The sequence below is a fragment of the Streptomyces sp. 13-12-16 genome, assembly GCF_002114215.1.
Lineage (GTDB): Bacteria > Actinomycetota > Actinomycetes > Streptomycetales > Streptomycetaceae > Streptomyces.
In genome coordinates this window covers 1-13,694 of the sequence record NZ_NCTE01000407.1, presented here as the reverse complement: position 1 = coordinate 13,694, position 13,694 = coordinate 1, and the positions used below count along the sequence as shown (strand labels likewise).

16 protein-coding genes are annotated in these 13,694 nt (G+C 72.9%); 6 read left to right on the top strand and 10 right to left on the bottom strand.

From position 1 onward, the window contains the following. The 4 genes from B7767_RS16575 to B7767_RS16560 all read right to left on the bottom strand — a co-directional run. Positions 1-951, bottom strand: a 951-nt coding sequence (locus tag B7767_RS16575; protein WP_085572875.1) for a 2-hydroxyacid dehydrogenase, incomplete at its 3' end; no start/stop codon positions are given. A 122-nt stretch (positions 952-1,073) separates the two neighbouring features. Further along, on the bottom strand, positions 1,074-1,784 hold the full coding sequence (locus B7767_RS16570) for a response regulator transcription factor (RefSeq protein WP_085572864.1): 711 nt from the start codon (positions 1,782-1,784) through the stop codon (positions 1,074-1,076). Then, positions 1,781-3,019 (bottom strand): MacS family sensor histidine kinase, encoded by a 1,239-nt coding sequence (gene macS, locus B7767_RS16565; RefSeq protein WP_085572863.1) that lies wholly within the window; start codon positions 3,017-3,019, stop codon positions 1,781-1,783. The genes B7767_RS16570 and macS overlap by 4 nt, the downstream gene beginning before the upstream one ends. Positions 3,020-3,045: 26 nt before the next feature. Continuing rightward, positions 3,046-3,849, bottom strand: a complete 804-nt coding sequence (locus B7767_RS16560; protein WP_085572874.1) for a 1-acyl-sn-glycerol-3-phosphate acyltransferase — start codon at positions 3,847-3,849, stop codon at positions 3,046-3,048. A gap of 180 nt (positions 3,850-4,029) precedes the next feature. Here B7767_RS16560 and B7767_RS16555 point away from each other — a divergent pair, with 180 nt between their 5' ends. Beyond that, positions 4,030-4,827 carry a carboxylesterase gene (locus B7767_RS16555; RefSeq protein ID WP_085572862.1) on the top strand — a complete coding sequence of 266 codons (798 nt, stop codon included), beginning with the start codon at positions 4,030-4,032 and terminating at the stop codon, positions 4,825-4,827. Next, on the top strand, positions 4,820-5,416 hold the full coding sequence (locus tag B7767_RS16550; protein WP_085572861.1) for a hypothetical protein: 597 nt from the start codon (positions 4,820-4,822) through the stop codon (positions 5,414-5,416). The genes B7767_RS16555 and B7767_RS16550 overlap by 8 nt, the downstream gene beginning before the upstream one ends. A gap of 8 nt (positions 5,417-5,424) precedes the next feature. Here B7767_RS16550 and B7767_RS16545 read toward each other — a convergent pair whose 3' ends face one another. Continuing rightward, positions 5,425-6,180 carry an endonuclease/exonuclease/phosphatase family protein gene (locus B7767_RS16545; RefSeq protein ID WP_085572860.1) on the bottom strand — a complete coding sequence of 252 codons (756 nt, stop codon included), beginning with the start codon at positions 6,178-6,180 and terminating at the stop codon, positions 5,425-5,427. Between the two features lie 188 nt (positions 6,181-6,368). Here B7767_RS16545 and B7767_RS16540 point away from each other — a divergent pair, with 188 nt between their 5' ends. Continuing rightward, positions 6,369-7,136 carry an SDR family oxidoreductase gene (locus B7767_RS16540; protein WP_085572859.1) on the top strand — a complete coding sequence of 256 codons (768 nt, stop codon included), beginning with the start codon at positions 6,369-6,371 and terminating at the stop codon, positions 7,134-7,136. A 62-nt stretch (positions 7,137-7,198) separates the two neighbouring features. Then, positions 7,199-7,942, top strand: coding sequence for an SDR family oxidoreductase (locus B7767_RS16535; RefSeq protein ID WP_085572858.1), 744 nt, complete (start codon positions 7,199-7,201; stop codon positions 7,940-7,942). Here the strand turns inward: B7767_RS16535 and B7767_RS16530 are convergent. Both B7767_RS16530 and B7767_RS16525 read right to left on the bottom strand, forming a co-directional pair. Next, positions 7,927-8,817: a LysR family transcriptional regulator gene (locus B7767_RS16530; protein ID WP_085572857.1), complete on the bottom strand. Its 891-nt coding sequence runs from the start codon at positions 8,815-8,817 to the stop codon at positions 7,927-7,929. The genes B7767_RS16535 and B7767_RS16530 overlap by 16 nt on opposite strands. A 159-nt stretch (positions 8,818-8,976) precedes the next feature. Further along, entirely contained in the window at positions 8,977-9,459 is a 483-nt protein-coding gene (locus B7767_RS16525; protein ID WP_085572856.1) for an Rrf2 family transcriptional regulator, read from the bottom strand. 89 nt (positions 9,460-9,548) lie between these two features. Here B7767_RS16525 and B7767_RS16520 point away from each other — a divergent pair, with 89 nt between their 5' ends. Continuing rightward, the gene (locus B7767_RS16520; protein ID WP_218775794.1) at positions 9,549-10,772 is read left to right on the top strand and encodes a CynX/NimT family MFS transporter; all 1,224 of its coding nucleotides are present in this window, start codon (positions 9,549-9,551) and stop codon (positions 10,770-10,772) included. Then, positions 10,769-11,311, top strand: coding sequence for a GNAT family N-acetyltransferase (locus tag B7767_RS16515; RefSeq protein WP_218775793.1), 543 nt, complete (start codon positions 10,769-10,771; stop codon positions 11,309-11,311). Before B7767_RS16520 ends, B7767_RS16515 begins: the two co-directional genes overlap by 4 nt. Positions 11,312-11,610: 299 nt before the next feature. On the opposite strand, the gene B7767_RS16510 is transcribed toward B7767_RS16515, so the two are convergent. The 3 genes from B7767_RS16510 to B7767_RS16500 form a co-directional block, all read right to left on the bottom strand. After that, a complete protein-coding gene (locus B7767_RS16510; RefSeq protein WP_085572855.1) occupies positions 11,611-12,564 on the bottom strand; it encodes an ROK family glucokinase in 954 nt (317 codons plus the stop codon). Between the two features lie 125 nt (positions 12,565-12,689). Further along, the gene (locus B7767_RS16505) at positions 12,690-13,208 is read right to left on the bottom strand and encodes a DUF5304 domain-containing protein (RefSeq protein WP_085572854.1); all 519 of its coding nucleotides are present in this window, start codon (positions 13,206-13,208) and stop codon (positions 12,690-12,692) included. 57 nt (positions 13,209-13,265) lie between these two features. Then, positions 13,266-13,694 (bottom strand): ion transporter (locus B7767_RS16500; RefSeq protein WP_085572871.1); only part of this gene is annotated, 429 nt, incomplete at its 5' end.

The window sequence follows — 13,694 nt, the reverse complement described above, 5'->3', positions numbered from 1 at the left end:
GTAGTCGAGGACGTTGTCCACCGTGGTCTGGACGATCTGCCCGACGGCGTCCACGGTGTAGTACGCCTGGTGGGACGTGACCAGGACGTTGGGGAACGTGACGAGGCGGGCCAGGGGGTCATCGTCGACGGCCTCCAGGGACTTGTCGAGGAAGAACAGTCCCGCCTCCGCCTCGTACACGTCCAGGCCGACGCCCGTGAAGCGGCCCTCGCGCAGTTCGGCGACGAGGGCCGCGGTGTCGATGAGGCCGCCCCGGCTGGAGTTCACCAGGATCGCGTCGTCCCGCATGACCTTCAGGGCGTCGGCGTCGATGAGGCGCTGGGTCGCGGGCAGCAGCGGGACGTGCAGGCTGATCAGGTCGGACTCGGCGAGGAGCTGCTCCTTGGGGACGTAGGTCATGCCGAGGTCCAGGCAGGCGGGGTTCTCGGTGACGTCCCAGCCGAGCAGCCGCATGCCGAAGCCGTGGGCGATCCGGGCGAACGCCTCGCCGATCTTCCCGGTGCCGAGGATGCCGGCGGTGCGGCCGTGCAGGTCGCGGCCCATCAGTCCGTCGAGCCGGAAGTCGAAGTCGCGGGTGCGGATGGAGGCGCGGACGACCCGGCGGTTGACGGCCATGGCGAGCGTCCAGGCGAACTCGGCGACCGAGTACGGCGAGTAGTACGACACCCGGGCGACCGTCAGGCCGAGCCGTTCGGCGACCTCCAGGTCGATGTTGTTGAAGCCGGTGGAGCGCTGGGCGACCATCCGGGTGCCGCCGGCCGCGAGGTCGGAGAGCACCTCGGCGCCGAGGTCGCAGTTGACGCTGGTGGAGACGATCTCGTGGCCCGCGGCGATGGGGGCGGTGTCCGCGTTGAGGAAGACGTCGAGGCCGCGCACCTCGTGATGCCCGGCGAAGGCCCGCTCGATCAGGGGCTTCTCGTCGGCCTGCACTCCGAACGCCAGGATCTCCACGGTTCCCTCCGGGGTCGTGCCGGGTCGTGTATTGCCGTACTGGCGAATATACGGGCGCCCCGGAGGGCGCGCCCGGGCCGTACGGGGCACACCTGAGGGACCGTCCGCCCGTCCTGCTCGTCCTACTCGTCGTCGAGGCCGCGCTCTATGGCGTAGCGGACGAGCTCGACGCGGTTGTGCAGTTGCAGCTTGCCGAGGGTGTTCTGCACGTGGTTCTGCACGGTGCGGTGGGAGATGACGAGCCGTTCGGCGATCTGCTTGTAGCTGAGGCCCTTGGCGACCAGGCGCAGCACCTCGGTCTCGCGGTCGGTCAGCCGGGGCGCGCCCGGTTCGCCGCCGGCGGGAGCAAGTCCGGCCGGTTCGGAGGCGAGGCGGCGGTACTCGCCGAGGACCAGTCCGGCCAGGCCCGGGGTGAACACCGGGTCGCCGGCCGCCGTACGGCGCACCGCGTCCCGCAGGTCCTCGGTGGAGGCGGACTTCAGCAGGTAGCCGGTGGCGCCGGACTTGACGGCCTCCAGGACGTCGGCGTGCTCGCCGCTCGCCGAGAGCACCAGCACCCGGACGGCGGGGTCGGCGGCGACGACCTCCTTGCAGACCTGGACGCCGGGCTTGCCGGGCAGGTTCAGGTCGAGGACGAGGACGCCGGGTGCGGCGGCCTTGGCGCGGCGCACCGCCTGGTCGCCGTCGCCGGCGGTGGCGACGACCTCGAAGCCGGACTCGGACAGGTCGCGGGCGACGGCGTCGCGCCACATGGGGTGGTCGTCGACCACCATGACCCTGATCGGGTCCGCGTGGTCCGCGTGGTCCCGGTGCTCCCCGGTGCTGTCCGTCATCGCCGTTCCGCCTTCCCCCGCGGGTCGTCCGCTTCCCGCTTGTCCTTGGGCACCTTCAGTTCGACCTCCGTGCCCTGCCCCGGCACCGAGATCAGTTCCGCGCTGCCGCCGAGGTCGCGCAGCCGGCCCCGGATGGACAGGGCCACGCCGAGCCGGCCCTCGCCCTCGGCCTGGGCGAGCCGCCCCTCGGGGATGCCGGGTCCGTCGTCGCGGACGGTGACGATCACCTCGTCCGGTTCGTCCTCGACCAGGATCCAGGCGCGCGCCTCCTGACCGGCGTGCCTGCGGACATTGTCCAGGGCGGCCCCGACGGCGGCGGCCACCTCCCGCGCGGCGACCGGTGCGAGCCGCACCGGCGCTCCGGGCTCGGCGAGGCCGACCAGGGAGCCGGCGTAGGGGGCGAGCAGGGTGCGCAGGTCGACCGGTCCGTCGTCCCCGGGCTCGTCCTCGTCCACGGCCCGTACGACGGCGCCCTCGGCGGCGTCCTCCGAGGCCCGGGAGACGGGGACGAGCCCGCCGGAGACCAGGGTGCGCAGGGCGATCTCCTGCTCCCCGGCCAGCCGGCCCAGTTCGGCGGCCTCGCCGCCGATCACCGCACCCCGGCGCTGCACCATGGCCAGCACCTGGAGCACGCTGTCGTGGATGTCCCGCGCGAGGCGCTCCCGCTCCCTGGTCGCGGCCTCGATCTCCAGGGCGCGCGCCAGGGTGCGCTCGGAGGCGCGGGCCACCTCGACGACGTAGCCGATGGCGATGGAGGCGACCCACACGAGGATCACGTTGTGCACGGTGTCGCGGGCGGGGTTGCCGCGCTCGATCAGGTTGGCGACGGCGACGAGGGTGGAGGCGAGGGCCGCCCAGCGCCAGCCGCCCTTGACGGCGAAGGCGAGCACCGATCCGGCGGTCCAGATCGACGGCAGGGTCGGGCCGCCCGCCTCGACGCGTTCGGGCGCGTCGGCGACGGGTGTGAGCAGGATGCCGACGAGCGCGACGGTCAGGTCGGCGGTGAGGAAGCGCTTGGTGCAGGCGGCGGCACTCGCGGTCCTGGGCAGGGTGGCCAGGGTCCACACCGCGAGGACGGCGAAGTAGCCGACGGCCAGCCAGAGGCGGGGGAACTCCTCGTGGGCGGTGGCGAACAGGCCGACCGCGTACACGAGGGCGAGGACCCGGTAGCCGGTGAGGGCACGCCACAGCGGCTGCTCGACCGACATGCGCATGACTCGCTCGCGCCTGGCCATGTCCCCCACTCCCCCCGAGGCCCCGTCTAGGGGTCGGACCGTCGCCCGTCCTGCTGCCGGCCGTCCTGCTCCATGGCGGCCCTCAGCTTCTCCGCCTGTTCCTTCTCCGCGCGGGCGAGCGCGGCCTTCGCCGCCCGTTCCGCTTCCTTCTCGGCCTTGGCCGCCTCCGAGAGCTGCCGCTTCATGGCGGTGGCGTACATGTCGACGTACTCCTGGCCGGACAGCTTCATGATTTCGTACATGACCTCGTCGGTCACCGCGCGGAGCACGAAACGGTCGTGCTCCATGCCCTGGTAGCGGCTGAAGTCCAGCGGCCTGCCGATGCGGATGCCGGGCCGCATCAGCTTCGGTATCACCTGCCCGGGCGGCTGGATCTTCTCCGTGTCGATCATGGCGACCGGGATCACGGGCGCCCCCGTCGCCAGCGCCACGCGCGCGAGGCCGCCCGGCTTGCCCCGGTAGAGACGGCCGTCGGGCGAGCGGGTGCCCTCCGGGTAGATGCCGAACAGCTCGCCGCGCTCGATGACCTCGATGCCGCTCCTGATCGCCGCCTCGCCCGCGCCGCGCGCGCCGGAGCGGTCCACCGGGAGCTGGCCCACGCCCTTGAAGAAGGCGGCCGTCAGCCGGCCCTTCACGCCCGGCGTGGTGAAGTACTCGGCCTTGGCGATGAAGGTGACCTTGCGGTCCAGTACGGACGGCAGGAAGAAGGAGTCGGAGAACGACAGGTGGTTACTGGCCAGGATGGCCGGGCCCTCGGCGGGGATGTTCTCCCGGCCCTCCACCCAGGGCCTGAAGGCGAGCTTCAGCGGCCCTCCGATGGCGACCTTCATCGTGCCGTACAACAACCGAGTGCCTCCTGTGCGTGTTCGTCAGACCATATCCCGGAGCACCGTCAAAGGCCCCGACGGCCCTGGTCGGTGTCAGTGCGGTCGCGTACGGTGAAGGTCCTGCAACCCGTGTGCGGCGCTTGCCGCGATCATCGTGACCTTCCTACGAACAGGAGGCCGAAGGTGCCGCTCCTGCCCGGAGCCGAGCCGTTCCGCCACGAGGGCGGGGAGACCGCCGTCCTCCTCTGCCACGGTTTCACCGGTTCACCGCAGTCACTGCGTCCCTGGGCGAAGCACCTCGCCGCCCGCGGCCTGACCGTCTCGCTGCCGCTGCTGCCCGGGCACGGCACCCGCTGGCAGGACCTCGGGGTCACCGGCTGGCAGGACTGGTACGCGGAGGTGGACCGCGAGCTGCGAGCGCTGCGGGACCGCCACGAGCGGGTGTTCGTCGCCGGTCTGTCGATGGGCGGCGCGCTGGCGCTGCGGCTGGCCGCGAGGCACGGTGACGCGGTGAGCGGGGTGGCGGTCGTCAACCCCGCGAACAAGGTGCACGGGGTGGCCGCGCACGCCCTTCCGGTGCTGCGCCACCTCGTCCCCGCGACGAAGGGCATCGCCAGCGACATCGCGAAGCCGCTGAAGAGGGAGCTCGGCTACGACCGGGTGCCGCTGCACGCGGCGCACTCCCTGCGGAACTTCTTCCGGCTCGTCGACGGCGAGCTGCCCCGGGTCACCCAGCCGTTGCTCCTGTTGCGCAGCCCCCAGGACCATGTGGTGCCGCCCGCGGACTCGGCGCGGATCCTCGGCCGTGTGTCGTCGACGGACGTCACCGAGATCCTGCTGGAACAGAGCTACCACGTGGCGACGTTGGACTACGACGCGGAGCGGATCTTCCAGGAGAGCACCGCGTTCATCGGCCGGCTCGCACCCGGCGCCGTCAAGGAGCCCGGTCTCGGCAAGGAAGGGACGACCGCAGGTGGCTGAGCACGACTCGGACCGCGAGGACCGCGAGAACCGTGAAGGCCGCGAGCCGGAGGAGAAGGGGGTTCCCTTCGACGAGGCCGCCGCGTGGGAGGCGATCGTCGCCGGGTACGGCGAGGAGCCGCCGGACCCGCCGGGCGCCAAGCCGTTCAAGTCCGTCGAGGACCTGGCACTGCTGGAGCCCGAGACGAACGAGGACGAGGTGGAGGCGCAGGCCCCCCGGAAGGCCGAGGACAAGCCGGCCAAGCCGCTGGGCGGCTCCGTCTCCTTCGCCCCCGGCGTCGGCGGCCCGCGCGACTACAGCGTGGCCGAGCCCTCGGACGACGACCTCGACGAGACCGACGAGGGCCACTTCGTCCCGCCGGAGCCGCCCCCGCTGCCGGACGCCGACGTCACGTCGAAGTTCGCCTGGCTGGGAGTGCTCGGCGGCCCGGTCCTGCTCCTGCTGGCGATCCTGCTCGGCTGGGAGATGACCTGGTGGCTGACCACCCTGTGCATCGGTGGTTTCCTGGGCGGCTTCGCCACGCTGGTGATGCGCATGCGCACGGACGACGAGGACGACGACGACCCGGGGCGGGGCGCGGTGGTCTGACCCCGCTGTTACGCGGCCGGGATCCGGAGGGCGGCCAGGACCGGAAGGTGGTCCGTGGCCGCCCCCAGGTCCGCCTCGCTCACCCCGGGCTGTTCGAGCGGGACCCCGCAGCCCAGCACCTCGACGCCCTTGGTGACGAAGAGGGCGTCGATCCGCCGCCGCGGTTCGTCACGGACCCAGGTGTGCTCACCGCCCCAGGGAGCGGCGGCCCAGCAGTCGGTCAGGGACTCGGCCAGCCGCCGGAAGGCCCGCCCGTCCGGCCGTTCGTTCACGTCCCCGCCCGCGACCGCGTGCTCGACGCCCATCCCGGCGAGCCGGTCGAGGAGCATGCCGCCCTGCTCGTACCGCTCGTTCCTCTCCAGGGAGAGATGACAGCTCAGCACCCCGATCCGGGCGCCCCCGAACCGTACGACGGCGGTGGCGAACCCGCGCCGGTGCTGCCCGGGGGTGAGCGGCAGCAGCACGTCCTCGGTGCGCTCGACGGTCGCCCGCAGCGAGCACAGCATCGCGGGCCCGGCGGCCGTGGCGCCCCCGGAGAGGATGACGAGGCCCGTCTCCGAGGCGAGCCGGGCCAGCTTCTTGCGCCAGCGGAAGAACCGCGGCGCCTCCTGCAGCAGGACGAGATCGGGAGCGCAGGCGGTGATCACCCGGGCGAGGGCGTCGGTGTCGTCGCGCATCGAACGGATGTTGTAGCTGAGCACCCGGATGACGGCCGAACCGTCGGACTCGGTCCGGGAGTCGGGCAGCAGCGGAGTCGTCGCCATGCGGATCAAGATACGCCGACCGGCGCGCGGTGACGCAGGCCTGCGCCGCACCCGCGCGAGAAAGTCGCGCCGGCGGCAGAAGGGCCATAGGCATCCCCTATACCCCCTGCTCATATTTCGTCTTTGCCTCTCGTCGTTTTCCGGACCTACCGTGAACCGGCAATTAAGCGATCGAGAGGACCGGCGGAATGACCACGATCGAGAACGGGTCGGGAATTCGGGAACTGGCGGGAAAGCGGGCCCTGGTCACGGGCGGTTCCCGTGGAATCGGGGCGGCCGTCGTGCGCCGGCTCCTGGAAGCGGGCGCCGAGGTGCTCACGACCGCCAGGTCGGCGTCGGACACGGTGCCGGAGGGGGCGGCCTTCGTGACGGCCGACGTGCGGACCCGGGCCGGCGCCCAGGCGCTCGCCGCGGCCTCGCGGGAGGTGCTCGGCGGGGTGGACGTCCTGGTCCACAACGCGGGCGGGGCGCGACCCCACGAAAGCGCCTTGGCCATCCCCGAGGAGGAGTGGCAGGACGCGCTCGACCTGAACTACCTGGCGTCGGTGCGACTGGACTCGCTGCTGGTACCGGGGATGCGGGAGCGGCGTTCGGGGGTGATCGTGCACGTCTCCTCGGCCGCGGTCCCCACCTCGGTACCGCCGTTCCTGCACTACACGGCGGCGAAGGCGGCGCTGGAGAACTACAGCCGGGGACTGTCCCTGGAACTGGCCCCGTCCGGGATCCGGGTCAACACCGTGACTCCCGGCAGGACCGCCACCCCCGGTGGCGAGGCGACGCGGGAGCAGTGGGCGCGACTGAACGGGGACACGGGCGCCACCGGCACCCCTCCGCTGGGGCGCGACGGCCGGCCCGACGACATCGCCCACGCGGTGCTGTTCCTCGTGTCCGACCGGGCGGACTGGCTGACCGGGAGCAATCTCGTCGTGGACGGCGGCGAATTCCCCAGGGGCTGACGCCGACGGGATTCCGTATTTCCATTTCGAAGAATTACCGATTCGAGAAAGAGAACCCCGACATGGGCAAGTACAGCGGCAGGAACGCGGTGATCACGGGTGGCGGCAGCGGCATGGGATTCGCGATGGCACGGCTGCTGGTGGACGGCGGGGCACGCGTGGTGATCACCGGGCGTTCACAGGACACGCTCGACGCCGCGCGGGAGCGGCTCGGCGAGAACGCGGTGGCCGTCCGGGGCGACGTGGCCTCCCTGTCCGACCTGGACGCCCTGGCCGACCGGGTGAAGGACGAACTCGGCACGCTCGACGCCCTGTTCGTCAACGCCGGCATCGCGGGCGCCACACCCTTCGGATCGACCACCGAGAAGGAGTACGACGAGCTGTTCTCGATCAACGTCAAGGGCGCCTACTTCACGGTGCAGAAGCTCGCCCCGCTGCTGGGCAGGGGCGCCGGCGTCGTCCTCACCACCTCCGCCGCGAACGTCCTCGGCCTGCCGGAGACCAGTGTGTACGCAGCCGGCAAGGCGGCGCTGCGTTCGATGGCCCGCACCCTCTCCGGCGAGCTGCTGCCGCGCGGGATCCGTGTCAACGCGGTCAGCCCCGGCCCCGTCGACACGGGGATCCTGGAGCTCACGATGACGGCGGAGGCCGCCGCGGAGTTCAAGGCCCAGCGGGTCTCGGACAATCCGATGCGGCGCTTCGGCACGCCCGAGGAGATCGCCGGGGCGGCCGCGTTCCTCGCCTTCGACGCCACCTACACCGCCGGCGCCGAGCTCGCCGTGGACGGCGGCTACACCCAGCTCTGAACGACCCCGGACCAGGTCTCCCTGCGCAGCAGTTCGAGCAGGGCCGTCTCCGCCGGGCCCGCGCCCTGCCGGACCACGGCGATGACGGGCTGGAACACGGGCGGGGACACCGGGCGGACGAGGTGTTCGTGACCGTGGGGCACCGCGGAGGCCGGGAGCAGTGTCACCCCCAGCCCCTGGGCGGCCCAGCGCGCGGCCGTCGCCGTCTGGGACACTCGGGCGGCCGTGGCCGGGGACGGGTCGTGGTCCCGCAGCACGTACGACAGCACGCCGTCGAGCGCGCTGTCGCGGTCGAACCTCACCCACGGCTCCCCCGCCAGATCACGCAACTCGACCCGGTCCGCGGCGAGCTGCCGGTGTCCGTCGCCCAGCACGACGACGAACTCCTCGTCGCCGAGGTGGTGGGCGTCGGCGGGACTCCGCTCGCACGCCGCCATCAGGGCGAGGTCCAGCACGCCCCGGCGGCACAGCCGGTCCAGCTCCGCGGAGCTGGGCTCCTCGAAGACGGTGACCTCCAGCCTCGGGAAGCGGCGGCGCAGCGCGCCCAGCGCGCCCGGCAGCTGCCGCGTGCCGAACCCCATCTGCACCGCGACCACCAGTTCGCCCACCAGCTCGTCGGCACCGGCCCGCGCCGTCGCCCTCGCCCGTCGCGACGCGCTCACCGCGACCTCCGCCTCCCGCAGGAAGGCGCGGCCGACCACGGTGGGCACGAGTCCGGTCGGGGTGCGGGCGAACAGTTCCACGCCGAGTTCCCGCTCCAGGCCGCGGATCTGCTGGGACACCGACGGCTGGGCGACGTGCAGCAGCTCCGCCGCCGCCGTCACCGAGCCCGCCTCGGCGACGGCCAGGGCGTACTCGTACTGACGAAGACTCATCGGTTCCCGTCCCCTCCCCGCGGCGGACCGTTGTCCGCCCCGTCGTCACCGTGGGCAACCCGGTTCCGCCGGCGGGGATTCCCCCGGCGGTGAGCACGGCTGCGCCGCCGTCCCCGGAGGGGCTCAAGGGGGCGCTGCCGTGCGTGTGGGGGGAGGCGGTCAGCGGTGGGAGCCCGCCAGCCAGCGTCGGACGTCCGCCATCGCCGTGCCGTCGCTGTCCCTGTCGATGCCGGCGGCCAGATCCGCGATCGACACGGCGCCGAGGGCGCGGTACCACGCTTCCTGCGCCGCCGCCATGGCACGGGCGATGGCGCACGGGCGTCCGCACTGCTCGGCGGGGACGGCCAGGGGGCCGCGCTGCCGGATCTCCGTGCACCGGTACGCCGGCTCGACGCCGTCGACGGCCTGGACCACTTCGAGCATGGTGACCGAGGCCGCAGGCCGGGTGAGGGAGTAGCCGCCGACCTGACCGGCCGTCGCGTGGACGATTCCCGCGCGGGACAGTGCCTGCAGGTGTTTGGCCAGGTAGGCCCGCGGAATGCCGTGCAGCTCAGCGAGCCTGGTGGCCTGTACCGGGTCGCGGCTCTGGCTGAGGGTGACGCAACTGTGCAGTGCCCACTCCACGCCGTTGGACAGCTTCATGGCACCACCCTAGCGGTTCCCGGACATTTCCTGTCCGAGTTGTGGTACCAATTCGGATAGTAAATATCCGAGATCATCTCGAAGGGGCCATGATGCATACCCAGGGCCATCCGGCCGTCTCGGCACCCTCGGCGCGCTCCGCGCTCGGACTGACCGCCGTAGCGCTGTTCGTCGCGGCGGCCAACCTCCGGCCGGCGATCGCGGCGGTGTCACCACTGGCCGATCACATCCGCTCGGACCTGCACTTATCGGCGACCGGCCTGTCGTTGCTGACCACCGTCCCCACGCTGGCCATGGGTGTCTGCGCGCCCGCCGCCGCGGTCGTCGCCCGCCGGTTCGGGCTGCACCGTGGCGTGTTGCTGGGGCTGGCCGTCATCACCCTGGCCACCGCGGCGCGCGCCGCCGGGGCGTCCTCCTGGCTGCAACTGAGCTGTTCCGCTGCGGCCGGAGCCGGGATCGCGATAGCGCAGACCCTGCTGCCCGCCGTGGTCAAGGCCCGCTTCGCCGACCGGGTGGGGCTGGTCACCGGCATCTACACGGCCGGTCTCGGACTCGGCGGCGCGGTCGCGGCCGGGGTCAGCGCGCCGCTGGCCGACGCGATCGGCTCCTGGCCGGGTGCCCTGGCCTCATGGGCGGTACTGGCGCTGGCCGGCGGCATGCTGTGGTCCGTGACCGGACGCGCCCTCGGACCGGACGGCGTCGCCGCGCCATCGGGGCCGGTGCCCCGCGGTCTGCCCTGGCGCAGCGCCAGGGCATGGCGCGTCACCGCGCTGGCCGCGGGGAACTCCGCGCTGTACTACTGCGAACTGGCCTGGGTGGCAGCGCTGTTGCAGGACGACGGTGGCCACAGCGCCGCGGGGGCCGGTCTGCTGCTGACCGTGATGATCTCCATCCAGGTCGTGTCCATGCTGGCCGTGCCGGCGCTGCTGGGCGAGGGCCGGAACATGCGTCAGGGCTTGGCGTGGACCACCACGCTGACGGCCGTCGGGTTCCTGGGCCTGGCCTTCGCCCCGGGCACGGCGACGTGGCTGTGGATCGTCGCGCTGGGCATCGGTCACGGCGGTCTGTTCACCCTCGTCCTCACCCTGCCGGTGGTGTCCAGCCGCGACTCCGCCGAGGCCGGCCGGATGAGCGCGATGGCCTTCTTCGTCGGCTACGCCTGCGCCGCACTGGCACCGGTGCTGGTGGGTGCGCTGCGTGACACCACGGGCGACTTCCACCTCGCCTTCGGCCTGCTGGGCGGATTGGCCGCCCTGATGCTGCTTCCCATGGCCCGGATGGACGGCGGCGACGAAGCGGAGGCTCAGCGATGAGGATCGTGCGAGGCTCCGGCCCCGCGGTCCTCGGCGTCCTGGATGCCCTCAGCGACACCTACGCCGAGATCTTCACAGCCCCGCCCTGGGCTCACCGCTCCCCGGCCGCCGCGCGGTACGACTTCCGGGAACGCCTGAAGGAGGACGTACACCGCCCCGGATTCCGGGCCGTCGTCGCCATGGACGGGTCCGGTGCCGTGGCGGGGTTCGCCACGGGATGGATCACCCGGGCTCCGTTCCCCACGGGCCGGGCCTACGGCAAGGTGCTGCGCCGTCTGGGTGCCGAGCGGGTCGGTGAACTGCTGATCGGTTCCTTCGAGGTCGACGAGTTGGGGATCCGTTCCCACGCCCGCGGGGCCGGACTGGGCGGACGGCTGTTGTCCGACATCACCACCGTCGCGCCCTGCGGCCGGTCCTGGTTGCTGACCTGGGACCAGGCACATGACGCACTCGCCTTCTACCGTGGCCGAGGGTGGGAGGAACCCGAGGCCGTGCACGGCGAAGAGACGGACATCGTCGTGTTCCTGTCGCCGACGTAGCGACTCCCCTCGGGCTGCTCACCTCGGGTCATGTGCGGACCCCGCCCCGGCGGCGGGCGAAGACAGGGGCGCACACGGGTCCGCCGGGCACCGGCGTCTGCGCGGCCGGAGAGGCGGCCCGCGCTCGATGGTCCGCGCCCCCTCCCGCGGCCTGCTGTCACGCGGGATCCGGGCCGACGCGGTCGGTCCCGGCCCCGTGGGACAGCCGGCGACCCGTTTCCCCCGGCGGTGATCACGGCTGCGCCCGCCGTCCCCGGAGGGGATCAGGCGGGCGCAGCCGTGCGTGTGGGGGAAGGCGGTCACATGACCGGGTCGGGCTCCCGGGCCAGGTCCGCCGCGCCCACCAGACCCGCCTTGTTGCCGAGCTGGGCGCCGAGGACCTCGGCGACCGGACGCCAGTTGCCGCCGACCAGCCAGCGCTTGTAGGACTTGCGGATCGGGCCGAGGACCAGTTCGCCCTCGTCCGAGAGGCCGCCGCCGACGATGAACGCGGAGGGGTCGAAGAGGGAGGCCAGGTCGGCGAGGCCGGCGCCGACCCAGCGGGCCAGCTCGCGGTAGGAGTCGACGGCCACCCGGTCGCCCTGACGGGCGGCCATGGAGACGTGCTTGCCCTCGATGCCCTCGGGAGTGCCGTCGCCGAGGGAGAGCAGGGTCTCGGCGTTCTCGGGGGTGGCGTTGGCGCGCTGCTTGGCGTAGCGGACGAGGGCGCGGCCGGAGGCGTACTGCTCCCAGCAGCCCTGCGAGCCGCAGCCGCACAGCAGGCCGTCCGGCACCATGCGGATGTGGCCGAACTCGGCGGCCACGCCGAAGTGGCCGCGGCGCAGCTTGTTGCCGATGATCACGCCGCCGCCGAGGCCGGTGCCGAGCGTGATGCAGATGACGTTGCGGTGGCCCTTGCCCGCGCCGAACTTGTACTCGCCCCAGGCGGCGGCGTTGGCGTCGTTCTCCACGACGACCGGGAGACCCGTGCGGGCCTCGACCTTCTCCTTGAGCGGCTCGTTGCGCCAGTCGATGTTGGGCGCGAAGTACACCGTCGAACGCTGGCGGTTGACGTACCCGGCCGCACCGATGCCCACGCCGACGATCTCGTGCCCCGCGCGTGCTCCCTCCACCGCGGAGGCGATGGCGTCCACGATGCCCTCGGGCGTACCGGGGGTCGGCACCTTGTGGGTCGAGAGGATGTTGCCTTCCTCGTCGACCACGCCGGCCGCGATCTTCGTGCCGCCGATGTCGACGCCGATGGTGAGTCCCATGAATCCCTCAGTTCCGGTCGAGCCCCGCTATCGCCAACGGTACCCGAGGCGCTGCCGTGGGGGGCCCGGCGTCCGCACGGTGAGCGGTCCGGAGGGGATCATGGGCGCCCCGCCGGGGCCCCGCGTCAGTCCAGGTCGATGCGTTCGCCGGGGCCGGTGCCGGGGTCGTCGCCCCGGTCCCGGCGCTCGTCGAGGTCGCGGGGGTCGGACTCGCCGGCGGTCCAGCGGCGCTCCTGGTCCTGCACGGCGGAGCGGTAGGCGGCGAGGAGTTCGTTGCCCGCGGCGGCGAGGTGGTCGAAGACGTCGGGGTTGCGTTCGATGACGGGTTCGACGGCGGCCTTGGCCTGCTGGACGACCTGCCGCACCACCTGCTCCGCGGCGGGCCCGGCGACCGCGCCGAACAGCGGGGACCGCAGTCCGGAGAGCTTGTCGGCGACCGTGTCGACGAGCTTCTTCAGCTCCTCGGCGGCGGAGCCGGGGGGCGGTCCGTACTGTGCGCGGCGGCGGGCCCTCTCCGCCTCGAGGTCCTCGGCGGCCGCGGTCGCCCAGGCGTCGGCGTGGGTCTCGGCCGCCCGTACGTCGTCCACCGGCTTGTCGACGATCTCGTCCCCGGCGTCGTCGGACGGGGGGAGCTGTTCGCTCATGACGGACTCCTGACTACGGGTGGCACCTTCGACGGTACCCGAACGGCCGCCGTCGCTTCAGTGGGTGCGCGGCCACAGTGCCGGATCCGGCCGGAAGCGGATGCGCAGCTCGTCCTCGCGCAGGGCGGCGCCGGCGACGGTGCAGCGGCGCAGCGCGGAGGGCAGCGGGACGATGCGGCGGAACGGTCCGGCGGTGACGACGATCTCGTCGCCGCGCCGGATCAGGTCGAGTTCGTCGCGGCGGGCGCCGGGGAGGGGGATGTGCCAGACGAGGACGCCGTCGTCGGCGAGGTGGTCGGTGACCGGCCAGTCGACGGTGGCGGGGCGCGTCGTGACGCCCGGCACGGCGAGCGCGGCGAGGTCGTCGGTGCCGCGCGGGTCGCGGCCCAGGTGGGCGACGGGGCGGACGTCGTACGACTCGCGCCACTCCTCCAGGGTCTTGCGCTGCTGGGCGACGGGTCCCGCGAGCCAGCCGGCCGCCTCGCT

Excerpts from the sequence above, each read along its gene's own strand:
- B7767_RS16515 (WP_218775793.1), top strand. The coding sequence starts at position 10,769 with ATGAGGATCGTGCGAGGCTCCGGCCCCGCGGTCCTCGGCGTCCTGGAT.
- B7767_RS16540 (WP_085572859.1), top strand. The coding sequence starts at position 6,369 with ATGACCACGATCGAGAACGGGTCGGGAATTCGGGAACTGGCGGGAAAG.
- B7767_RS16510 (WP_085572855.1), bottom strand. The coding sequence starts at position 12,564 with ATGGGACTCACCATCGGCGTCGACATCGGCGGCACGAAGATCGCGGCC.
- B7767_RS16505 (WP_085572854.1), bottom strand. The coding sequence starts at position 13,208 with ATGAGCGAACAGCTCCCCCCGTCCGACGACGCCGGGGACGAGATCGTC.
- B7767_RS16545 (WP_085572860.1), bottom strand. The coding sequence starts at position 6,180 with ATGGCGACGACTCCGCTGCTGCCCGACTCCCGGACCGAGTCCGACGGT.
- B7767_RS16570 (WP_085572864.1), bottom strand. The coding sequence starts at position 1,784 with ATGACGGACAGCACCGGGGAGCACCGGGACCACGCGGACCACGCGGAC.
- B7767_RS16530 (WP_085572857.1), bottom strand. The coding sequence starts at position 8,817 with ATGAGTCTTCGTCAGTACGAGTACGCCCTGGCCGTCGCCGAGGCGGGC.
- B7767_RS16525 (WP_085572856.1), bottom strand. The coding sequence starts at position 9,459 with ATGAAGCTGTCCAACGGCGTGGAGTGGGCACTGCACAGTTGCGTCACC.
- macS (WP_085572863.1), bottom strand. The coding sequence starts at position 3,019 with ATGGCCAGGCGCGAGCGAGTCATGCGCATGTCGGTCGAGCAGCCGCTG.
- B7767_RS16560 (WP_085572874.1), bottom strand. The coding sequence starts at position 3,849 with ATGAAGGTCGCCATCGGAGGGCCGCTGAAGCTCGCCTTCAGGCCCTGG.
- B7767_RS16535 (WP_085572858.1), top strand. The coding sequence starts at position 7,199 with ATGGGCAAGTACAGCGGCAGGAACGCGGTGATCACGGGTGGCGGCAGC.
- B7767_RS16520 (WP_218775794.1), top strand. The coding sequence starts at position 9,549 with ATGATGCATACCCAGGGCCATCCGGCCGTCTCGGCACCCTCGGCGCGC.